16 protein-coding genes and 1 tRNA gene are annotated in these 21,819 nt (G+C 70.3%); 5 read left to right on the top strand and 12 right to left on the bottom strand.

The window, feature by feature from the left end; all coding sequences use genetic code 11:
* Nucleotides 1-139: 139 nt before the first annotated feature.
* On the bottom strand, nucleotides 140-1,213 hold the full coding sequence (locus ACFWCH_RS11705; protein ID WP_378803571.1) for a glycosyltransferase: 1,074 nt from the start codon (nucleotides 1,211-1,213) through the stop codon (nucleotides 140-142).
* A 142-nt stretch (nucleotides 1,214-1,355) separates the two neighbouring features.
* Here ACFWCH_RS11705 and ACFWCH_RS11700 point away from each other — a divergent pair, with 142 nt between their 5' ends.
* Nucleotides 1,356-3,119 (top strand): DUF4012 domain-containing protein, encoded by a 1,764-nt coding sequence (locus ACFWCH_RS11700; protein ID WP_136035337.1) that lies wholly within the window; start codon nucleotides 1,356-1,358, stop codon nucleotides 3,117-3,119.
* Nucleotides 3,120-3,388: 269 nt separating this feature from the next.
* Entirely contained in the window at nucleotides 3,389-3,847 is a 459-nt protein-coding gene (locus ACFWCH_RS11695; RefSeq protein ID WP_240744521.1) for a hypothetical protein, read from the top strand.
* Nucleotides 3,848-4,013: 166 nt separating this feature from the next.
* Here the strand turns inward: ACFWCH_RS11695 and ACFWCH_RS11690 are convergent, their stop codons facing one another.
* From ACFWCH_RS11690 to ACFWCH_RS11665, 6 genes are all read right to left on the bottom strand, one after another.
* The gene (locus ACFWCH_RS11690; RefSeq protein ID WP_136029939.1) at nucleotides 4,014-5,468 is read right to left on the bottom strand and encodes an LCP family protein; all 1,455 of its coding nucleotides are present in this window, start codon (nucleotides 5,466-5,468) and stop codon (nucleotides 4,014-4,016) included.
* Complete coding sequence (gene purE, locus ACFWCH_RS11685) at nucleotides 5,465-5,932, bottom strand: 5-(carboxyamino)imidazole ribonucleotide mutase (protein WP_136029996.1); 468 nt, start codon at nucleotides 5,930-5,932, stop codon at nucleotides 5,465-5,467. Before purE ends, ACFWCH_RS11690 begins: the two co-directional genes overlap by 4 nt.
* Before the next feature lie 124 nt (nucleotides 5,933-6,056).
* Nucleotides 6,057-7,181, bottom strand: a complete 1,125-nt coding sequence (locus ACFWCH_RS11680) for a 5-(carboxyamino)imidazole ribonucleotide synthase (RefSeq protein WP_378803570.1) — start codon at nucleotides 7,179-7,181, stop codon at nucleotides 6,057-6,059.
* Between the two features lie 61 nt (nucleotides 7,182-7,242).
* Nucleotides 7,243-7,797, bottom strand: a complete 555-nt coding sequence (locus tag ACFWCH_RS11675) for a PH domain-containing protein (protein ID WP_168387224.1) — start codon at nucleotides 7,795-7,797, stop codon at nucleotides 7,243-7,245.
* A 58-nt stretch (nucleotides 7,798-7,855) separates the two neighbouring features.
* A complete protein-coding gene (locus tag ACFWCH_RS11670) occupies nucleotides 7,856-8,626 on the bottom strand; it encodes a biotin--[acetyl-CoA-carboxylase] ligase (protein ID WP_241115289.1) in 771 nt (256 codons plus the stop codon).
* Nucleotides 8,623-9,906 (bottom strand): CDP-glycerol glycerophosphotransferase family protein, encoded by a 1,284-nt coding sequence (locus ACFWCH_RS11665; RefSeq protein ID WP_136035935.1) that lies wholly within the window; start codon nucleotides 9,904-9,906, stop codon nucleotides 8,623-8,625. Before ACFWCH_RS11665 ends, ACFWCH_RS11670 begins: the two co-directional genes overlap by 4 nt.
* Nucleotides 9,907-10,054: 148 nt before the next feature.
* Between ACFWCH_RS11665 and ACFWCH_RS11660 the strand changes: the two genes are divergently transcribed.
* Entirely contained in the window at nucleotides 10,055-11,080 is a 1,026-nt protein-coding gene (locus ACFWCH_RS11660) for a glycosyltransferase family 2 protein (RefSeq protein WP_136030000.1), read from the top strand.
* 12 nt (nucleotides 11,081-11,092) lie between these two features.
* Here the strand turns inward: ACFWCH_RS11660 and ACFWCH_RS11655 are convergent, their stop codons facing one another.
* From ACFWCH_RS11655 to ACFWCH_RS11645, 3 genes are read right to left on the bottom strand one after another with little or no spacing between them, the layout of a single operon-like run.
* Nucleotides 11,093-12,529, bottom strand: a complete 1,437-nt coding sequence (locus ACFWCH_RS11655) for a CDP-glycerol glycerophosphotransferase family protein (RefSeq protein ID WP_378803569.1) — start codon at nucleotides 12,527-12,529, stop codon at nucleotides 11,093-11,095.
* Nucleotides 12,526-13,779 carry a CDP-glycerol glycerophosphotransferase family protein gene (locus ACFWCH_RS11650; RefSeq protein ID WP_136035937.1) on the bottom strand — a complete coding sequence of 418 codons (1,254 nt, stop codon included), beginning with the start codon at nucleotides 13,777-13,779 and terminating at the stop codon, nucleotides 12,526-12,528. Before ACFWCH_RS11650 ends, ACFWCH_RS11655 begins: the two co-directional genes overlap by 4 nt.
* A 51-nt stretch (nucleotides 13,780-13,830) precedes the next feature.
* Nucleotides 13,831-15,372 carry a trypsin-like peptidase domain-containing protein gene (locus ACFWCH_RS11645; protein ID WP_378803568.1) on the bottom strand — a complete coding sequence of 514 codons (1,542 nt, stop codon included), beginning with the start codon at nucleotides 15,370-15,372 and terminating at the stop codon, nucleotides 13,831-13,833.
* A gap of 97 nt (nucleotides 15,373-15,469) precedes the next feature.
* Here ACFWCH_RS11645 and ACFWCH_RS11640 point away from each other — a divergent pair, with 97 nt between their 5' ends.
* A complete protein-coding gene (locus ACFWCH_RS11640) occupies nucleotides 15,470-16,666 on the top strand; it encodes an aminotransferase class I/II-fold pyridoxal phosphate-dependent enzyme (protein ID WP_136035597.1) in 1,197 nt (398 codons plus the stop codon).
* A 9-nt stretch (nucleotides 16,667-16,675) separates the two neighbouring features.
* Here ACFWCH_RS11640 and ACFWCH_RS11635 read toward each other — a convergent pair whose 3' ends face one another.
* Complete coding sequence (locus ACFWCH_RS11635; protein WP_136044825.1) at nucleotides 16,676-17,482, bottom strand: carbon-nitrogen hydrolase family protein; 807 nt, start codon at nucleotides 17,480-17,482, stop codon at nucleotides 16,676-16,678.
* An 80-nt stretch (nucleotides 17,483-17,562) separates the two neighbouring features.
* Here ACFWCH_RS11635 and ACFWCH_RS11630 point away from each other — a divergent pair.
* Nucleotides 17,563-17,636, top strand: a tRNA-Met gene (locus ACFWCH_RS11630).
* A gap of 1,255 nt (nucleotides 17,637-18,891) precedes the next feature.
* Here the strand turns inward: ACFWCH_RS11630 and ACFWCH_RS11625 are convergent.
* Entirely contained in the window at nucleotides 18,892-21,813 is a 2,922-nt protein-coding gene (locus tag ACFWCH_RS11625; RefSeq protein ID WP_136029959.1) for a UPF0182 family protein, read from the bottom strand.
* Nucleotides 21,814-21,819 lie beyond the last annotated feature (6 nt).

Genomic DNA, 21,819 nt, shown 5'->3' with positions numbered 1-21,819 from the left:
CTCAGGGTGTTTCGCGAGCGTGGGGCACGTCGAGACATGTGACCAGTGTGACGGAAGTTGCGGGATGATGCCACTGTTGCGACGTTTCCACCAGGGGAATTCGGCGTGTCGCCCGATTGTGCAGCGTCTTCCCAGCCGTTCACAGGTCGGCGTGCAGGCTCCACACCCTCTCTGCCGCGCCCGCCCAGGAGAACGCGCGCGACCGGTCCGATGCGAGCACCCGCAAGCGCGCAGAACCGTTGCCCGCCGCATCGGCGAGCGCGTCGGGAAGGTCGTCCGGCGCGGCGAACATCCCGCCGTCCGCGATCACGTCACGGTGGCACCCGGTATCGCTCGCCACGACGGGCACCCCGACGGTGAGCGCCTCGACGGCGCGCCACGGCCACCCCGCGACCGTCCTCGTCGCCGCGTAGGCGGACGCCCCCGAGAGCACGGCAGCTCGGTCCGCTGCCGACAGCGCACCGCGCACGTGCGCGCGCCGTTCGGGCAGGCCTGCGGCGGAGGCGACCTCGGCCAGCCGCGGCTCCGAGCCCTCCGGGGCGTCGAGCACCACGGCATCGACGCCGGCGGCGACGGCTCCACGGAACCCCGCCGCGAGGGTGTCCGCCGATCCGGTCAGGACGATGTACTCCGACGGCAGGGACAGCGCGCCCCGCCGGGACTCGGCGTCGGCAGGCACGGCGAAATCGTGCGGCGGTGCGCCGGCGATGACGCGGATCCGGTCGCCGAGTCGGGCGATCTCGGCCAGACGCTCCCCCACGGCGTGGGTCGGCACGACCACGGCGTCCGCGTGCCGCGCGGCACGGCGGAGCATGCCGCGCTGCCAGGCCACGGCCGACTTCGACAGGGCGCCCGGGTCGTCCCAGGCGCACAGGTCCCACACCGTCACGGTGGTCTGATCGTGGTCGTGCACCCTGTCGTGGCGCACGAGCGGCGCCATCAGCGTGGGCGCGTGGATCATCCCGCCGCCCACACCCGGAGCGATGCCCAGCTGCCACGAGGCCGCCAGTTCCCGGCGACCGAAACCGAGCGTGCGCACCTCGTCGACCCCGGTGACGTCCACCTGCGCGCCCGCCGGTACGATCGCGTCGACCGCGCAGCCGGACGGGGCCGTCGCGACGAGCCCCGCCGTCAGCTCACGTGCCGCCGTGGCCTGGTCCTGGTCCACGACGTGCACCAGTTGATCCAGAACCACACGCAGCCGAGCACCCATGGGTTCAGGCTAACCGCGGCATGCTGCGGAGCCGTGGAGCGCACCGCCCGCCGGTCCGCAATTTCAGCGTTCCCACAGCAACGCATGACCTCACGTGCGCGCTCCATGGCCTCGCGCGTACCCACCGTGCTTGAATGCTCGAGTGAGCGATGGCCGACTTCCTGCCCGACGCCGATGGATCGGATGGACCATCGGCATCCTCCTGACACTGCTCGTGATCGCCATCGGCTGGGTCACGGTCCGCGGCATCGGCGCGGTGGACGATCTGCGTCAGGTCGCGAAGGGCGCGACCCAGCTGAAGCAGGCGATCGCGGAGGGCGATCTCGACGGCGCGGAGCCCATCTCCGATGCCATCGCCCGCAACGCGGCCTCCGCCCATGACCTCACCTCCGATCCGATCTGGCACGCGTTCGGCGTCCTGCCGTGGGTCGGTCCGAACTTCCAGGCCGTCAGCGAGATCGCCGAGATCGCGGACGACGTATCGACCGAGGCGCTGCGACCCCTGCTGCAGGTCGGCGCCGATCTCGACCTGTCGAGCCTGGGCTTCACCGACGGCGCGATCAACCTCGCGCCGTTCGCCCAGGTCGAGGAGCCCCTGGCCGCCGCCGCGGCGTCGCTCACCTCCGCCGACGACCGTGCCAAGCGCATCGACGCCGATGCGACGCTGCCCCCTCTCGCCGATGCCATCCGTCAGATGCGAGGATCCGTCACGCAGGCGGCGACGGTCGTGGGCTCGCTGCACGGCGCTGCCGTGCTCCTGCCCACGATGCTGGGCGGCGACGGTCCGCGCACGTACGTGCTCGCGATGCAGAACAACGCCGAACTGCGCTCCTCGGGCGGCATCATCGGCTCGATCGCCCTGCTGCACGCCGAGAACGGGCGGGTGACCCTGCAGAGCCAGGCATCCACGCGCGACTTCCCCGCCCTCGATGTCCCCCTCCCGGTGAGCGAGTCCACCACGGCGCTGTTCGAGGATCGTCCAGGACGGTTCCTGCAGAACATCACCAGCATCCCCGACTTCCGCGAGGCCGGCGAGACGATCGCGGCACGGTGGGTCGGGCGTTTCGGCGGCCAGGTCGACGGGGTGATCGCCGTGGACGCCCTGGTCGCCGAGCATCTGATGGAGGTCACGGGCGACCTGACGTTCGGGCCCTTCACGGCGACGTCCGACACGATCACGAGCATTCTGCTGTCGGAGATCTACGCGGCCGTCCCCGACCCCGTGGCACAGGATGACATCTTCGCTCTTGCAGCCGGCGGCCTGTTCGGAGCAGCCCTGTCGGGCGGCGATCCCCAGGCTCTGATCGGCGCGCTGGCCGATGCCGCGGGCGAGGGTCGGATCCGCATCTGGAGCGCGCACGAGGACGAGGAGACCCTGCTCGCCGCGAGCGCCCTCGGCGGCACGATCCCCCCGGACTCGGCCGACACGAGTCACGTGGGCGTGCTGTTCAACGACGGCACCGGCGCGAAGATGGACTACTACACGCGCGCCACGATCGCGACCGCCGTCGGGCGCTGCGACGGAGAGCCGACCACGCAGATCACCGTCACCTGGACGAACACCGCACCCGCCGACGCGGCGACCTCCCTGCCGCCGTACGTGACGGGCGACGGGTTCTACGGCGTGCCGCCCGGCACCGTGCGCACGCTCATCGCGGTGTACGGCCCCGAGGGCGCCACCCCGTCCCACGTGGACAGGGACGGTGAGGACGACGGCGTGCAGACGGCGATGCTCGGCGACCGGTCCGTCGTGCAGCACGAGGTGCAGCTGGCGCCCGGCGAGTCGACCACCATCACCGTCGAGTTCCAGGGCACGGGTGCCGGTCAGCGGCTCACCGAGGTGCTGCACACCCCCCTGATCACGGGGCCGGAGCTGACCAAGGACACACTCCGCTGCGGTTCGTGACAATCTCCCTCGAATGGGGTACTGTCATCTCACTGGGGAATAACTGGGGTCTGTGAACCTGCCGTGGGGGCAGGAGACCTCACGCAGTCGGACGCAGGGGTGTGTCCGGAGGCGATTCCGCGTGACATTTCTGGGGAGAGATCATGCTGAAGAAACTGGCTGCCATCAGCCTTACCGCTGGCGCGCTGGTACTCGTCGCGCCGACCATCGCAACCGCTGCGCCGACGATTCCGGACGCATCCAGCGATTCGTACCCCTCGCCTCCCGGTGTGAAGGTCGGCGACCCGATCATCGACGTGTGCGAGGTCTCCACCATCGTCTTCGGCCCCGGGTACTTCCTGCCGTCCGAGAACGTGGCGGTCTCCGTTTCCGGCAAGAACGCGGGCAAGGCCGCGACCTCCGGCAACACCGCCGGCGCCGACGGCAGCATGACGCTGACGTTCCGCCCGCCGGCCGACGGTGAGGGCTCCTACGCCGTCGCCTTCGGGGGCTCGCGTCCGTACACCGCCACGATCACCGTGTCGCACGGCCACGACGCCGCGTCCAGCTGCGATCACGACCCTGCTGTCGCACCCGCGGGTACCGAGCTGCCCCTGACCGGCGGCGGCATGGAGCTCGCGCTCACCGGCGGCTCGGTCTCGCCGTGGGTGCTCGGCGGTGGAGCTGCCGCCCTGGTCGCCGGTGGGGCGCTCGTCGCCACCGGGATCGTTCGCCGCAAGCGCGCCTGAGCCTGGCTGCCGCCTCGCGCGGTGGTCGGCTGGACGACGGTGATCCCTCCCCCTCCGATCACCGTCGTCTGGCGAATCCGGTGCTGCACCGGACGCCCACGGGCGACGACCCTCGGGAGCGTCGCCCGTGGGCTGCGCCATGCCCACGCGGAGCGGGCCCCCTCCGTCAGGGGCTGGGCGTGGGGGTCGACGTCGGCGGGTGCAGCGCCTGCTGGATCATCTGGTGGATGTACCCGTAGTCGGGGTTGTGCTCGTCCACGCCCGAATCCGGGGTCAGCTCGATCGTCGTGACCTGCTGCTCCTTCGCCTTGAGCATCAGATCGAAGAACTCCGGAAGCTTGTCCTGGGGCAGATCGGTGCTGATCAACGCCGTGCCGGCCGCGGCGACCTCGTTGAACCGCGTCAGCACGGTCTGCGGCGTGAACTGAGCCAGGATCGCCTCCTGAAGTTCCCGCTGCCGCTTCATGCGGTCCCAGTCGCTGGTCGTGTAGCGCGAGCGGGCGTACCACTGCGCCGTGTCGCCGTCCATGTGCTGCTGGCCCGGCTCGATCCAGCCGATCGCCCACTCGTTCACGTCCGTCCCGGTCCATCCCTCGGGCGGACCGCCCTTCGGGAGACGCTCGGTGACGTTGATATCGACCCCGCCCAGCGCGTCGACCAGGTCGGCGAAGCCGTGCATGTCGACGAACACGTAGTACGGGATCTCGATCCCGAGGACGCCCTCGGCGGCATCCTTCGTCGCTTCGATGCCCGGCTCGGAGCCCTGGGCGACCGCCTTCGGGTACAGCTCCGCTCCTCCGTCGTCCCGGCACACCTCTGCGGCGTAACGCACGTGGTTCATCCAGCCGTTCCACCCGCAGGTCGACGAGCTGTGCCCCTCGAATCCGTTCGGGTACTGCGCCTGCATGGGACTGCCGTCGCTGAACGGCGCATTCGGGAGCTCACGCGGAATGCCCGTGATCGTGACCGCACCGGTCTCGGCGTTCACCGACACGACCGAGATGCTGTCGAAACGCATGGAGTCGCGGCCGTCCCCGCTGTCCGCACCGAGCAGGAGGATGTTGTAGTAGCCGTCGCTCGGCGGGAGGCTCGGTCCGCTCTGCCCGAAGATCGCCCCGACGGTTCCCCGCACGGATCCCACCGATGTCGCGGCGTAACCGGCGGCGCCGCCGACCAGACCGAGGAGCACGAGCGCCACCACGGGGATCGCCAGCCGCGAGGGGTTGGGGACCTTGACCAGCCGCACGAGGCGCAGGGTGTCGAGGGTCAGCACGATCCACAGCACCACGTACGCCACCAGCAGCACCTGGACGATCGTCAGCACCACGGCGGAGAAGAACCCGCCGGCGACCGTGAGCCACAGGAGGACCGGTCGGGCGAACAGGGCGAGACCGACGGTCACGATCACCAGCAGCCAGGCCGTGAGCGTGGCGCCGAGACCGAACCGACCGAGACGGCGGTTGCCCGCCAGCACCTGAGCGGACCCCGGAAGAAGAAGGTTCATCGCGATGAGCCACCACCCGCGTTTCGACATCATCCCGGGGTCGGTGGAGTCCGGGTGCCGCAGCGGCCGGGTCTCGATGATCGGGCGCTGTCGTGCGCGCGGAGGCGCAAGGGTCACAGCGAGTCCTTCAGCCGTTCGTTCTTCGCCGCGACCTGCGACTCGAGATCGGCCGCGTAGGCCTCGACCCGGTCGGCGAGCTCCGCGTCGGCGGCGCCGAGGATGCGGGCGGCCAGGAGGCCGGCGTTGCGGGCCCCGCCGATCGAGACGGTCGCCACGGGGATCCCCGCCGGCATCTGCACGATCGACAGCAACGAGTCCATGCCGTCGAGGTACGCGAGCGGCACGGGAACACCGACCACGGGCAGCGGCGTCATCGACGCGAGCATCCCGGGCAGATGGGCCGCTCCGCCGGCCCCCGCGATGATCACGCGGAGCCCTCGCGCGCGGGCCTCCCGCGCATACGACATGAGCTTGTCGGGGGTGCGGTGCGCCGAGACCACCTCGACCTCGTGTGGGATCCCGAAGTCCGTCAGGGCCTGCGAGGCGTCACTCATGACGCGCCAGTCGGAGTCGGACCCCATGACGACGCCGACCACGGGCGCAGCGGAGGAGTGAAGTGGCTCTGTCACCAGAACAGGCTACGGGCTCGCACTGGGAGAACACCCCAGCGGCACGCGGCTGCGCCCAGGTCCCGTCCGCCTCGCGTCACGCGAAGTGCGCGGCGGCCGCCCGAGCGACGTACACCGCCTCGTCCAGGTCCTCCCCGGCGACGTTGACGTGTCCGACCTTGCGACCCGGACGCGGCGCCTTGCCGTACGTGTGGATCTTGGCGCCGGGGTGCTCCGCCATCGCCGACGCGAACCGCTCGTCGAGCGTGGCACCGATCGGGCCGCCGAGGATGTTCACCATCACCGACCACGACGCGCGAGGAGCGGTGCTGCCCAGCGGCAGGTCGGCGACCGCGCGCAGGTGCTGCTCGAACTGTCCGGTCACGGCGCCGTCCTGGCTCCAGTGCCCGCTGTTGTGCGGACGCATGGCCAGTTCGTTGACGAGGATGCGCTCGTCGTCGGTCTCGAACAGCTCGACCGCGAGCATGCCGGTGACGCCGAGACCCTCCGCGATGGTGCGTCCGATCCCCTCCGCCACCTCGACCAGCCGATCGCCGGCGGCCGGGGCGGGCGCGATGACCTCGGCGCACACCCCATCGCGCTGGACGGTCTCGACCACGGGGTACGCGATCATCTCTCCCCCGCTGCGCCGGGCGACCTGCTGGGCGAGCTCGCGGACGAACGGCACGAGCTCTTCGGCGAGCAGTGCCTCCCCCTCACCGAGGGCGTCCAGCCAGTCCCGTGCGTCGTCGGCGGAGCGGACGACGCGCACGCCCTTGCCGTCGTAGCCGCCCCGCGGGGTCTTGACCACGGCCGCGCCACCCTGGGCGTCGAGGAAGGACTGCAGCTCGGCGACGCTCCGCACCGCTGCCCACTCGGGCTGCGGCACCCCGAGGTCGGCGAGACGGGCACGCATCGCGAGCTTGTCCTGGGCGAACTGGAGCGCGTCGGGCCCCGGGTGCACCGCGACGCCGTCGGCGACGAGGGCCCGCAGCACGTCCTGCGGCACGTGCTCGTGATCGAAGGTGATGACGTCGACGCCCTCGGCGAACGCGCGGACCGTCGCGAGGTCACGGTAGTCGCCGACGGCCGTGGCCGCGAGCCCGGCGGACATGCCGTCGTCCTCCGCGAGCACCCGCAGGTCGATCCCGAGCTCGACCGCCGGAGCGATCATCATCCGTGCCAGCTGTCCTCCGCCGATCACGCCAACGCGCAACGCCATGTGCCGCCTCCATTCGTTGGTCCCATTCTTCCGCACTCGAGGGCGCGCGAGGGACCGCGGGTCAGAGGGCGTCGGTGTCGTCGGCGGTGGCCTGTGCGTCGCGGTGCGCGAGGATCTGCCCGACCTCGATCTGGTCCGCCAGCGTCTCGTGCACCAGGGTCACGTTCGGGACGTTCGGCAGCCGCAGCGGAGCGTCGACGCCGTTGGACAGCGTCACGGTGCCGCACCCCCACAGGCGCTGGAGCGGTCCGCGGCGCACCCCGATCGTGTACCCACGCGCGTGCGACATCTCCCTGCGCTGCCGGGAACCGATGCCCTGATGCGCGATCACCCGTCGCGTCGTGATGGTGGTGGTGCGCGAGTACCAGACGACGAAGGGGACCACGACCGCGAGCAGGACCACGGCGCCGGCTGCGGCGAGCAGCATCCAGTTCTCGAACCCGGCCGGCAGGTTGTCGTACAGGTAGGCAGTGAGCCCGAACGTCGCGATGAGCACCACTGCGGACCAGAACAGGCGTCGCGCGTGGCTACGGAAGCGCGCGATCAGCAGCTCTTCGGCGGGGGCCCCGGGCGGCGGCATCAGCGGCCGCCCGCCGAGCGTCACGGGCTGGGTCACCCCACCATTGTGCCCCGGGAGACCGACAACGCCGGTCGCCGGGCGGCGTGTCCCCGCGTCACGCGGGCCGCACGTGCACCACGTCGCCCGCGGAGACCGCGCGCGTCGCGCCGTCGGCGACCACGAGCAGCCGCCCGTCCGGGTCGAGGGCGCCGGCGGTTCCTTCGAGCGAGCTGCCGTCGGGCAACGAGACGCGCACCGCCTGGCCGACGGTCGCACAGCGCGCCGTCACCGCGGCGTGCAGGCCACTGGTGAGGGCGTCCTCCCCCGCGGCGAGCGCCGTCAGCCACTGGTCGAGCCCCGTGAGGTAGGTGACGAGCAGCAGGTCCTCGTCGACGGCGGCGTCCTGCGCTGCGAACGAGGTGGCTGTCGGCACCGGCAGCTGCTCCCGCGACATGCGCGTGTTCACCCCTGCGCCGACCACCACGGCGTCGGCCGTCGCCTCCGCCAGGATCCCGGAGATCTTCGCACCGTCGACCAGCACGTCATTGGGCCACTTCACGGCGACCTCGCAGGCGGGCAGCTGTGCGGCGACCGCATCGGCCAGTGCGAGCCCGGCGGCGAGCGGGATCCAGCCGCGAACAGCCGGATCACGGGGAAGGTCACGGAGGAGCACCGAGACCGCGAGCGCGGTACCGGCGGGCGCGACCCAGGTGCGATCCAGGCGTCCGCGCCCCGCCGTCTGATCCTCCGTGACGAGCACGGACAGGTGCGGCCAGGCCCGCTGATCTGCCGCGGAAGCGCGCAGGTCGGCATTCGTCGAGCCGGTGGCCTCGACGACCACGAGCCGGGAGGCGACTGCGGCGGTGCGCGGCAGATCGAGGCTCATGCGTCCTCGTCCTCGGCTTCCTCGTCGTCGTCGTTCTGATCGTCGCGCACGGTTCCCACCTCGTGGGCGCGCCAGCGATCCCACTCCTGCATGAGCTGTTCGATCGCCCCGTGGAACTTGGCGGTCGCGACTCCGGGGGTGGTGTCGCCGAAGTAGTGCTGCACCCACATGCGCAGCCGCGCGACGGCCGCCTCGTCGGCCCGCACCCGGTCGACCTCGGAGACGATGTCAGTCGCACCCTCGACCGTCAGCCACTCGCAATCGGAGAGGTAGCCGGTGGTGTCGACGGCGGCCTCCGGGTCGACGGGGCGGGTGATCATCAGCGGCTTGCCTGCTGCGAGCCGGTCGTAGACCATCGCGGAGATGTCGACCACCGCGACATCGGCCGCCGCGAGCTGCCACCCCAGCTCGGGACCGTCGTCGTACACGTGCTGCGCGGCGGGATCGGCCGCGTTGGCGGCGGCGATCGCCGCGAGGATCCGGCGGTGCGCGGCACCGTAGGCCTCGTCCACCACACCGCTGCGCGGATGGGGCCGGTAGATCACACGATGACGGCCGCTCGCGAGCAGCGCCGACACGAGCGCCTCGCCGTGCGAGGCGATCGACCCGTAGTGGGCGCTCGGCCGGTCGCCCTCCCACGTCGGCGCGTAGAGCACCACGATCCTGTCGTCGGGTGCGTAGGGCAGCACGCCCGAGTAGTGGTCGGCCTGCGGGCGGCCGATCTCGATCGTGCGACGGTCCACGTCGTAGTCCCACAGCGTGCGCGACAGCCGGTCGCGGGCGGCCTGCCCTGCCACGAACGCCCAGTCGTACGCCTTGTACTGGTTCGTGGTCATGTACATCTTGTCGGACTCGCCGTGGTTGATGAACACGTGCCAGCGGCGACCGTAGCGGAACATCTGGAAGTTCCGGGTGTTCTGGTTGACGTACAGCACGATGCGGATGTCTTGCGTCGCGATGAAACGCTCCAGATCGCGCACCTTCGGCACGAACGCGACGGGAGGCGCATCTTCGTCGAGCAGCTTCTCGGCTCCCGTTGCCTGGCGCGAGAGCACCACGACGGGCCAGCGCTTCGAGAGCTCCGCGAGGGGGCGGTACCACTGGCGCATCTGGTACATGTTGACCGCACCGTCGGCGAAGTACACCGCGATCTGGAAGTGCTCGGGCGGGTAGGGTTCCCGTTCGGCGAGCCGACGGCGCACGCGCTGCACGGCAGAGCGGGACTCGAGTGCCCGTCGCAGCAGACGGTAGGCCTTCTTCGCATCAGACAGTGCACCCATCCCTCCAGGATAGTTCGTCGCTCGCGCCCCTCCCGGCGGAGGGACGCGAGCGGTGGACAGCCCTCAGCCAGCGAGGGAGCCGCCGTGACATGATCGACGTGTGCCCCCAGAGAAGACGACCGACCCCGCGACCGGAGTGTCGTTCGTGATGCCGGTGCTCAACGAGCGCGCCTACCTTCGGCACGCGGTCGAGTCCGTCCTCGCGCAGGAGGTCGGGGGTCCGACCGAGCTGGTCCTCGCTCTCGGGCCCTCCTCCGACGGCACGACCGAGCTGGCACGCGGTCTGGCCGCCGCCGACGACCGCATCCGGCTCGTCGAGAACCCCGCCGCCCACATCCCGGTCGGACTCAACGCCGCCATCCGCGCAAGCCGCTACCCCACGATCGTCCGGGTCGACGCGCACTCCGAACTCGCCCCCGGCTACGCGGCCCACGCCCTGCAGACGCTCGCACGCACGGGAGCGGCGAACGTGGGCGGCGTCATGCACGCGGAGGGCCGCACGCCGTTCCAGAAGGCCGTCGCCCGGCTCTACAACTCCCCCGTCGGACTCGGCGGAGGCGCGTACCACGGAGGCCGCACCGAGGGCGAGGCCGAGTCGGCCTACCTCGGGGTGATGCGCCGCGCGGTGCTCGACGAGGTCGGCCTGTTCGACGAGACCATCCGCCGCGGCGAGGACTGGGAGCTCAACCTGCGCATCCGGCAGGCGGGCCACGCGGTCTGGTTCGACCCGGAGCTGTCCGTCACCTACTGGCCGCGCGAGAACTGGCTGCGCCTGGCGCGACAGTTCCGGGCGACCGGGGCGTGGCGTGGGGAGCTCGTCCGGCGGTTCGGCCGCAGCAACGGCCTCCGCTACTTCGCGCCGCCCGCCCTCGTGCTGCTCGTGGTGCTGGCGGTGGTCGTCGGCGTGCTGCAGCTCACGGGCGTGCTCGGCGGGGTGGCGTCGATCCTGGCGTCCGTGCTCGTCTACGGGCCGATCGTCCTGTACGTCCTGCTCGTGGTGGCCGTCGCCTGTGCGCGCGGCGGCGGAGACCTGCGGCAACGGCTGTGGACTCTCGCGGTGCTGCCCACCATGCACCTGTCCTGGGGGCTCGGGTTCCTGACCGGCGTGCTGCGCGGTGCCAGAGACACGGTGGACGCCTCGCGCCTGGGCAGCCGCAACACGCCGCTGCCCTGACCTACGGGGTGATCAGCGGGTCACGAACCCCAGGTCGAGGATGCGGTCGACGACCCGTCGCGCCGCGTGCCCGTCGTCGCGCGTGTTGAACTGCCGACGCCACGCCGCATAGCGCTCCGCGTACCTCTGCTCGTGCTCGGGATCGTCGAGCGCCGCCACCAGCTCGTCCTGCGTGCGCACCAGCGGACCGGGAGCCCGCTCGGCGAGGTCGAAGTAGAACCCGCGCAGCTGCCCGCGGTAGTGGTCGAGGTCGGGGACCAGGAAGTAGAGCGGCTTGCCGGTCACGCTGAAGTCGAACATCACCGACGAGTAGTCGGTGACGAGGGCGTCGGCGGCAAGCAGCAACTGGGATGTCTCCGGGTAGCCCGTGACATCGATCACACGGGCCCCTGCCCTGTCCCTCCCCTGCTCGAGCGTGCGGGAGTGCCCGCGGACGAGCACCACCGCGTTCGCCTGACGGGCGAGGAGCTCGGGGTCGACGAAGTCGACCATCTCCGCGCGGTCGTCACGCCAGGTGGGCGCGTACAGCAGCACGCGCTCCTCGTCGCCGATGCCGAGCGCCGCACGCACCGCCGCAGGGTCGCCCGTGATCAGCGCGTCGTTGCGGGGGTAGCCGTCGACCCAGATCGGACGACCGAAGAACGCGTAGGCCTTGCGGAGGATGCGCTCGGCGTAGGTGTTCTGCGCCAGCAGCACGTCCCACCGCCGCGATTCCTTCACCACGGCCGCCATGCGGCGCGGGTCGAAGCCGGGGCGGTGCAGGGCGAGCCGCTTGAGCGGGGTGCCGTGCCACGTCTGCAGCACCTTCTGTCCCGGCTTGCGCGCGAACCGTCGGCGCAGCCAGTCGTTCACGATCAGCAGACGTGCGGCACCGCGGGCACGCCACCACTCCGGGCTGCCCTCCACCACCGCGATCGCACCGTCGGGCACGGCGACCGACAGATCGACCACGCTCCAGTAGCGGCGCACCTCCGGTGCCCCCTGCGCGAGCTCGCGGTCGATGGCCCGCGGGTTGCAGCCGACGCTGCGGCCGTAGAAGCTCTCGAAGAACACCGCGTTCTCGGTGCCGCCAGCCTGCGACACGTAGCGCTCCTCGAGCGTCGATCGCCCCTCCGGGGTGTCGTACACCGGATCGATCGGCGCCGCGATGCGCACCGTGGCGCCGTCGACCGCGATCCGCACGCCACGCAGGACGAGGGGAGCGATGCGGAGTTCCGTCACATCCACGCCCTCGATCGACAGCGCGTACTCGCCCGACGGCAGCGGCAGCTCGGGCCCGCCCCACCGCGACGCCTGCAGCGGGAACGTCGCCTTCCACGTCGTGCCGCCACCGGTCAGGCGGGCGGACACCCGCGCCCGCGGTCCGGCGAGCTCGGCGATACCGGGTCGCTGGCCGGACCCGGCGATGATCAGCGCCTCCGCCTCGACATCGATGCGGGCCGTCGTCATGCTGCTCCCTTCGGCGCGGGCACACCCCGCGAGCGGATCGCCCGGTAGACGCGACGGGTGTTCTCCCCGTCGCGGAACGCGTGCATCTCCGCGCTGAGCGTAGCGGACCGCGTCGCGGCATCGGCGAAGGCGGCGGGATCCCCCAGGAGCGCGTCGAGCTCTGACAGCAGCGCCTGCCATCCCTCGGCCGCACCGGTCGTGGCGACATCCGCGTAGCGTCCATAGAAGCCGCGGGTGCGGGCGTACTCCTCCGCGTCGGGCGCCAGGAACGCGACCGGCATGCGCAGCAGTCCGACGTCGTACGCCAGCGACGAGTAGTCCGTGACCAGCACGTCGACCGCGGCGAGAGCCGGTGTCACATCGGGGAGCACCGCGCTCGGCAGCATCCGGACCCTGGCGGTCGGCAGGGGCGGCGCGTAGGAGCCGGCGCCCAGGGGGTGCGAACGGACCAGGAGCACAGCATCGTGGCGCTCCAGCAGCCGCACGACCTCGATCCACTCTTGAGCGGTCGGGACGGACGGATCGGGAGCGCCGTCACGCCACGTCGGCGCATACAGCAGCACCCGAGCGGCGGGCGGCAACTCCCCCGCGGCACCGACCAGCACGGCGCGCGCCGCCGCGCGGCGTTCCGCCTCGGTGCCGGCGGACAGCACGTCCACGCGCGGCTCGCCGGTCACCACGACCCGGTCGTCGCCCAGTCCGAATGCCGACTCCAGGCGCCCGCGGGCCCGGTCGGATGCCGCGGGCAGCACACGGATGCGCTGCGCCGTTGCGCGGTAGAGCACCCCGATGAGGCGCCGCAGCAGCGGGGCACCCGGAACCGGCGGAACCTGTGTCGTCGCGGGCGAGTCGAGCCCGATGCGCTTGAGCGGGATGCCGTGCCACAGCTGCACCACGAACGCACCGCCGTTCGCGTACCGGTTCACATCACCGAGTCCGTGCGTGACCACGACGACTCCGGCCCGCGCGGTCGCCCACCAGCCGCGCAGCCCCGAGCGGGGAACGGTGCGGATGCCCAGCGCAGCGGCGTCGCGCGCCTCGCGGTCGTCGGCCGTGAGCCAGAGCGTGTCGTGACCGAGAGCGGCGGCGTGACGCTGGAGCGCAAGAGCTCCGTCGCCGATCCCGGCGCCGCAGCCGAAGACCCAGCGCCGGCCCCGGGGGACGAGCAGTGTGCCGAGGCGTCCGAGGGCGTACAGCGGGATGCGGAGCAGCTTGGCCGCATTGCCGGTGCCGAAAGAGAAGGACGCCACCCCGCGAGCCTATCGCGCGAGGTGGCGTCCCTCCGTCCGGAGCAGGGTGCCTCAGCCGGCGAGCGTCCCGAGCGTCAGGTCGACGTCGTACTCCTTGCCGCCGCGCACGTACGTGACGGTGGCCTTGCTGCCCGCAGCCGCCGCGCGCACCTGCGCGGTGAGGTCGGTGGCGCCCGTGATGGGGACGCCGTTGAACTCGGTGACCACGTCATCGGCCTTCAGACCGGCGTCCGCCGCGGCGCCCCCGGGCGTGACGTCGGCGATGTACGCCCCGGACACCGTGGCTCCCTCAACACCCGAGGCGTCGCGGACCGAGGCGCCGAGCAGCCCGTGCGTGGCGGCACCGTCGGCGATGATCTCCTCGGACACGCGCTTGGCGATGTTCGAGGGGATCGCGAAGCCGATGCCGATCGATCCCGAGTCCTCGGAGTTGCCCGAGCTGGCGATCGCGACGTTGATCCCGATCAGCTCGCCCTTGCTGTTGACGAGCGCACCGCCGGAGTTGCCGTGGTTGATCGCGGCGTCCGTCTGGATCACGGCCACCGAGATGGAGTCCGTCGTCTGCTGGCCGCCGCTGCCCGGGATGTCGAACTGGAACGGGCCCTGGCCCTCCTGTGGCGACTGCTGCTCCGGCGCATCCTCGGACGAGGAGTCCGGCAGCGCCGACGAGGCGATCTGGATGCTGCGGTTCAGCGCGCTCACGATACCGGTCGTGACCGAGTTCGCCAGGCCGAGCGGGGCGCCGAGCGCGACCGCGGTGTCTCCGACGTTGAGCTTCGACGAGTCGGCGAACTCGATCGGGGTGAGGTCCTTCGCGTCGGTGAGCTTGATGACCGCGAGGTCGTAGATCGGGTCGGTGCCCACGACCGTGGCGTCGTAGATGCGGCCGTCCGATGCGGTCACCCGGATGGTCGGGTCGGCCACGGCACCGCCGAGCGTCACGACGTGCGTGTTGGTGAGCACGTAGCCGTCCTTGCTGATGATCACGCCGGAGCCGCTGCCGGCCTCCTGCGATCCCGCGACCTCGATCGTGACGACGGAGGGGAGGGCGGCGGTGGCGACGGCCGTGGTCTCGTTGACCGATCCGGGGTTGTTCACGGTGACGGTCTGCGGGCCCTGCGCGGTGCCGGACGACGGGCGATCCTGCAAGCCCGTGAGAAGCGCACCGCCGCCGAACCCGGCGACACCTCCCACGAGGGCGGCCGCCACGACGAACGCGGCGATGCGCGTTCCTCCGCGGGACTTCTCCTTCGTCGCCGCGGGGGCGTTGCCGTCGGACGGCGCGTGGGCGCCGGAGGGCGCGGTGGCGGGGACGCCGAATGCGGCGCCCGGAGCGTTCGGGGTCGAGCCCGGCGCGGCGAGGCCGTGCGGAACCGGCGCGACGATCGGGGCGACCGGGGCGTGCGACGCGAACGTCGACGGCACCTCGTGTCCCTGCGCGGGCGCGGGCCCCGACGTGTGGTTCGCGTTCGGTGCGGTCGGGCCGGCGGCGGTCGAGTGGCCGTCGCCGGACGGGATCGGCGGGACGGGCGGGGTGGGCACGGCATCGCTCGACGCGGGTGCGGTGTGGTCCTGGGGGTTGTCTTCGTTCATGGTGTCTGCTCCTTCGACGCCCCTTCAGGATGGCGCGTGTGCCTGTGCGTTTCGTATGTCGAGCGTGAGTTTCGGCTATGGCCTTAGCCTGTTCTTCATGAGTGTCATACCCGGCGCATGGCAGCGCACGGCGGCCGGTGCGGGCCTGCTGTCCGCAGACGGGACCGTCGCGCCCACCATCTTCGCAGAGATGTCCGCCGCGGCGGCCAGAACCGGCGCGATCAACCTCGGCCAGGGCTTCCCCGACGAGGACGGGCCCGCGGAGGTGCTCGAGGCAGCGAGGGCAGCGATCGCCTCCGGCGCCAATCAGTACCCGCCGGGACGAGGCGTCCCCGACCTGCTCACCGCGATCTCCGAGCACCAGCGGCGGTTCTACGGTCTCGAGGTCGACCCGGACACCGAGGTCATCGTCACAGCCGGCGCGACCGAGGCGCTCACCGCGACGCTCTTGGCACTGATCGACGGCCCCGACGACGAGGTCGTGGTGTTCGAGCCGTACTACGACTCCTACGCCGCAGCGGTCGCCCTGGCCGGGGCCCGGCTGCGGACCGTCCCCCTGCGCGCGCCGGACTTCCAGCCCGATCTCGCACAGCTCGCCGCGACCGTCACCGACCGCACGCGCCTCATCCTCGTCAACGACCCCCACAATCCGACCGGAGCGGTGTTCGGCCCCGAGGTGCTGGCCGAGATCGTCCGGCTGGCTGAGCTCCACGACGCCGTCATCGTCACCGACGAGGTGTACGAGCATCTGACCTTCGACGGCCCGCACACGCCGATCGCGACCCTGCCCGGCGCGGCCGAGCGCACGCTGACCATCTCGTCCGCGGGCAAGACCTTCTCGGCCACGGGATGGAAGATCGGCTGGGTGCACGGACCTGCGGCGCTCATCACCGCCGTCCTGACCGTGAAGCAATACCTCACGTATGTGAACGGCTCACCGTTCCAGCCGGCTGTGGCACGGGGACTCCGCCTCGACGACGCGTTCTTCCGCGACGCCACCACCACGCTGGCCCACAAGCACGAGATCCTCGGAGACGGCCTGCGCGCCGCGGGCTTCGTGGTGCACGCGCCCCGGGGCGGCTACTTCACGGTGGCCGACGCCAGCGCACTCGGCGGGTCGGATGCCGCGGCGTTCTGCCGCACCCTCCCGGAGCGGGCGGGCGTCGTCGCGATTCCTCTCACGGCCTTCGTGTCGGCCGAGCATCGGGCCGACTACGCCGGACTCGTGCGTTTCGCCGCCTGCAAACGCACCGAGGTGCTCGAGGAGGCCGCCCGCCGCCTCGCCTCCGCCTGACGCGGGTCCTCAGCGCGGCACGACGTCGTAGCGGCGCAGGCGCAGCGCCGGGTTCACCTGCCGCACCCGCTCGACGGCCGAGCGCTCCACCACGCCGACCGCCATGCCGGGCGCGCTGCCCACTCCGGCCAGGACGACCCCCTGCGGATCCACGATCTGCGAATGCCCGACTCCGATCGGTGCCGGGTGATCGGCCGCCACCGCATAGACCGTGTTCTCGATCGCGCGCGCCGCGAGCAGCGTCGTCCAGTGATGCTCCTTGAGCGGACCGCGCACCCACTCCGCCGGGACGACCAGTGCGTCGACGCCCGCGACCGCCAGGAGCCGGGCGACCTCGGGGAACCGGAGGTCGTAACAGGTGAGCAGCCCGAAGCGCAGCCCAGCGACCTCGAACACCGCGGGCTCCGTCAGCTCGCCGGCCTCGATCCAGTCGGACTCGGTCTGACCGAAGGCGTCGTACAGGTGCTGCTTCCGGTAGACCGCGAGCACGCCGCTCCCGTCCACGGCCACGACGGCGTTGCGCACGTGCCCCTCGGTGGACGCCCGCTCCACGAGCCCGGCGACGATCACGACCGCGTACTCCCCCGCGAGAGCGGTGAGCGTGGACACGAAGTCGCCGTCGAGTGTCTCCGCGTGCGTGGCGAGACTCTCGTCGAGCGGGTCGACGAAGTAGCTCGCGTACTCGGGGAACACGACGAGCTTCGCGCCACGCGCCGCCGCCTCGGCGGTGAGCGCCGCGATCGTGTCGCGGTTGTCCTCGCGGGAGGCGGTCGGGGCGAACTGGCACACGGCGACGGCGACGGCGGTCTCGGACATGGCCCCATCCTCTCGCACCCCCGGGACTCCCGCGCTCGATTCGACGACCCTCGGAATCCGTGATAAGTTACTTCTTGTGCCGCGGGGTGGAGCAGTTCGGTAGCTCGCCGGGCTCATAACCCGGAGGTCGCAGGTTCAAATCCTGTCCCCGCAACAAAGAAGGGCCCCGAGATCATCACGATCTCGGGGCCTTTTCCTTTTGAATCGAGTACGATTCGACAGATTCGGTCGACAGTTATGCCGCGATCCGCTCACGATACTATGACCTGGGAGGTACGTCCTCCGGCGGGAGCGACCCTGCTCCGAGCGGATTGAGGGTTACCGCAAACGAGTCTCCAAGTAGGTCCTGGATCTCATCGCGCAATCGCTCACCTGTTTCCTGATGCGTACGACGCGTCTCATCAGAGGACCAGCCTGTCTCATCGTCGAACTCTCTGTTGAACTCGGCAGCCCAACCAACTAGAGCTTCCTTAAGAGCAGGCGAAAGGGTTTGTTGCCCGAACTCGTAATCGGGTCCCGCCCGGAGCGGCCATCCTGTATAAGGCACGCCAAGTTCGACCTCGACTTTCCTTACCACCACGGCGCCTGTCGGGTGCAGTCCTGAGAGGTCGTCGGGTAGGACGAGATTACTCGATTGTTCGACATGGAAAGAATAGTTGTCGGGTTGAATGTGTATTGGTACACGGGCGTCCCGTTGGAGCTCAGCCGGTAGACATCAAATATAGCGGTGTAGCAGCGTTTCCCGCTGTACTCCTTCGTGATTCCACCCGGTTCCCAAAGTGTCTGCTTGATGAAGCTCTCCATGAAGTCGTCCCAAGCGGGCGTTCCTGGGGTCCCGTAGGGTAGCCCGGTCATCTGAACCACTCGCCCCTCCCACTGCGACTGATGATTGCTTTGCATGTGATGCCACCCATAGGACTTAAGTCCGATTGGACCGCACTGCAGATAGACCGTCCCGGTGGCGAACGAAACATTGCCATAGGAGGCGAGAGGATAGTCCGCGAGGGACGCGACTCTTCCCGCCGGGACTCGTCATCGAGGCCCGGCACGCTCGCCACTATGTCGAAGGACACAAGTCCTAGACGGCACTCGACAGATTCGCTCGACAGAAATCAGTCGTCATCGCCAGTTTGTGGTGTTTTGCGTTGTTCTGATGACGACAAGAGAAGCCCAGATCAGTCAGAATTACCGCAAGCTGCCGCAAAGTTCATCTCTGGTACGCCCAGCTCCCGGAGGTCGCAGGTTCAAATCCTGTCCCCGCAACAAGAGAAGGCCCCTGATGAGGAGAAATCCGATCAGGGGCCTTCGCCTTTCCCTGCGCGCGCTGGCCTCGCCCGCCCTCTGTCCGTCCGGCGGATACGCGAATGGGCGCCCCCGCAGGGACGCCCATTCGTCTCAGCCTCGCAGGATCACTGCCCCGCGGCGCCCTCCAGCTCCAGGAGCTTCTCGACGGCCGCCGTGAGGCGCTTGTCGGCCTCACCGAACTTCTCGAGGTCACCCTCGGCCAGCGCGGCCTGCCGGTCGAGCAGGGCCTGCTGCGCAGCAGCCAGCGCGTCGGCCTGGGCGTCCGTCGGCGCGGTCGGCTCGGTCGGGGTCTCCCCCGTGTCCGGATCCGTCGTGCCCGGATCGGTGCCCGGATCCGTCGGCTCGACCTCGTCATCACCGCCGGTGGCGCCGGAGTCCCCGCCGAACAGCGTGTCGAGCGCCTCGGTGAGCGTGTTCTCGAAAGCGACCCGGTCGCCGAACGCGACCAGCACCTTCTGCAGACGCGGCAGCTGCGTGCCCTCCGACGACTGCACGTACACCGGCTGCACGTAGAGCAGACCGCCGCCGACGGGCAGCGTGAGCAGGTTGCCGTAGATCACCTCGGACTCCCCCTGCTGGAGGAGGTTCAGTTGGGGCACCACGGCGGTGTCCGAGTTGTAGGTGTTCTGCACCTGACCGGGGCCGGGCACCGTGGTGTCGGTGTCGATCTCGAGCATGCGCAACTGCCCGTACCCGTCGGCCTTCACGCCCTTCTCCGACCCGGCGTCCGAGTCCACCGCGAGGTAGCCCATCAGCACGTCTCGGCTGCCTCCCGCGCCCTGCGACGCCGGGATGAAGGTCGAGAACATCGAGAACCGGGGCTGGTCCTGACCGGGCATCTGCATCGTCAGGTAGTACGGCGGCTGCAGCATCGCCTCGCTGCGCGGGTCGTTCGGCGTCTGCCAGCGGTTGTCCTGCTGCGCGAACGAGCCGGCCTTGTCGACGTGGTAGATGCCGAGGATGTCGCGCTGCACCTTGAACAGGTCGGTCGGGTAGCGCACGTGGCTCATGAGCTCGCCCGACATGTCGCTGATCGGCTTGAGCGTCGACGGGTACACCTTCTGCCACGTCTGCAGCACCGGGTCCTCCTCGTCCCACGCGTAGAGCGTGACCGAGCCGTCGTAGGCGTCGACGGTGGCCTTGACCGAGTTGCGGATGTAGTTGATGTCGTCGATCGCGAGCGAGGGCGAGGTGACGTTCGAGTCGGCGATCGCGTCGGACAGGCTCACGCTCGTCGAGTACGGGTACGTGGAGCTGGTGGTGTAGCCGTCCACGATCCAGACGATGCGACCGTCCACGACGCTCGGGTACGGGTCGCTGTCGAGCTCGAGGTACGGAGCGACCTTCTGCACGCGCGTCTTCGGGTCGCGGTCGTACAGGATCTGCGACTCGTCGTTCACCAGGTTCGAGAACAGGATCTGCTCCGACTGGAACTTCAGCGCGTAGAGCAGCTTCGTGAACGTGTCGCCGATCTTCGGACCGCCGTCGCCGTCGAAGGTCGTCTTCGTCTCGCTCGAGCCGTCCTTGCCGCGCGGGTAATCGATCTCCGCCGGCTCGGAGCCCTCCGGGGCGCCGACGATGGAGTACTCCGGGGAGTTCTCGCCGAAGTAGACGCGCGGCTCGAAGTTCTCGCGGTCGGTCAGGAAGCCCGAGCTCGGGATGCCGCGCTCGAGGAACACCGGCTCACCGTCGCTCGTGCGCTGGTTGCCCGCCGCGGCCACGAGGCCGTAACCGTGGGTGTAGACCGCGACGCGGTTGTTCCAGTTGTCGCCGTCGCCGAGGCCCGACATGTCGAGGTCGCGCACCGAGACCACCGTGTCCTGCATGACGCCGTCGATCTCATAGCGGTCGACGTCCATCGTGGTCTGGAACTGGTAGTAGCCGCGGTACTGCTCGAGCTGACGCACGGTCGGCGGGATGACCTTCGGGTCCATGATGCGGATCGACGCCGTGGTCTCGGCGTCGGCCCGCAGCTGGCCGGCCGCCGCATCGGTCTCGGCCTCGAAGGCGGTGGTCTCGAGGTTCGCGACCCCGTAGGCCTCCTTCGTGCCGTCGATGTTCCGCTGGTAGTACTCCGCCTGGTACGCGTTCTGGTTCGGCTTCACCTGGAAGGTGGTGACCACCCAGGGGTAGCCGACGCCCACGACCAGCGAGGCCACGATGAGCAGCGCCGTCGCGGCGAGCGGGAACCGCCAGCGCCCGATGACGGCCGTGACGAAGAAGAGGATCGCGACCACGGCGGCGATGATCGCGAGGATCGCCAGGCCGGGGATCGTCGCGTTCACACCGGTGTACGCGGCACCCGTGATGCGGTCGTCCGGCGTGACGAGGGTCTTGAAGCGGTCGAGCCAGAGGCTCGCGGCCTGCACCAGGAGATAGAGACCGGCGATCACGGCGAGCTGGATGCGCGCCGGCTTGGAGATGCGCAGCTCGCCCTGGCCGATGCGCACGGAGCCGTACAGGTACGACACGAGCGCGGTGACCAGCAAGCACAGCAGCAGCACGGCCGACACGAACGCGAGCAGGATCGAGTAGAACGGCATCGCGAACATGTAGAAGCCCGTGTCGACGCCGAACTGCGGGTCGACCGTGTCGGTGGCGACACCGTTCGCCCAGAGCCACACCGTCTTCCAGTTGCCCGCCGCCGCGAAGCCCGCGAACAGTCCGAAGAAGATGGGCATGCCCCACATGGCCAGGCGGCGCAGCGGCTCGATGACCTCCTGATAGCGGTCGAGCTGCGAGCTCAGACGCACGTAGACCGGGCGCAGACGGTAGGCCAGCTGGATGACGACGAACAGCGGGACCGCCATGCCGAGGAAGCCGACGACGAACATCACCGCCGTCGCGATCCACTGCGTGGTCAGCACGCCGGTGAACCCGACCTGGTCGAACCAGAGGAATTCGGTGTAGAGCGAAGCGAAGACGAAGAACGCCGCGATCAGCGCGGCGATGATCACCAGCGAGATGCCGAGGATTCGTCGAGAGGTTCGTGGCGTGGCCGGGTTCGGGGCTGAGGTCGAGGTCACCCCTCC

It is taken from the genome of Microbacterium sp. NPDC060132 (genome assembly GCF_042729675.1).
GTDB lineage: Bacteria > Actinomycetota > Actinomycetes > Actinomycetales > Microbacteriaceae > Microbacterium > Microbacterium sufflavum.
Note: the sequence above shows the minus strand (reverse complement) of the source record. Positions and strands in the feature narration are given on the sequence as shown.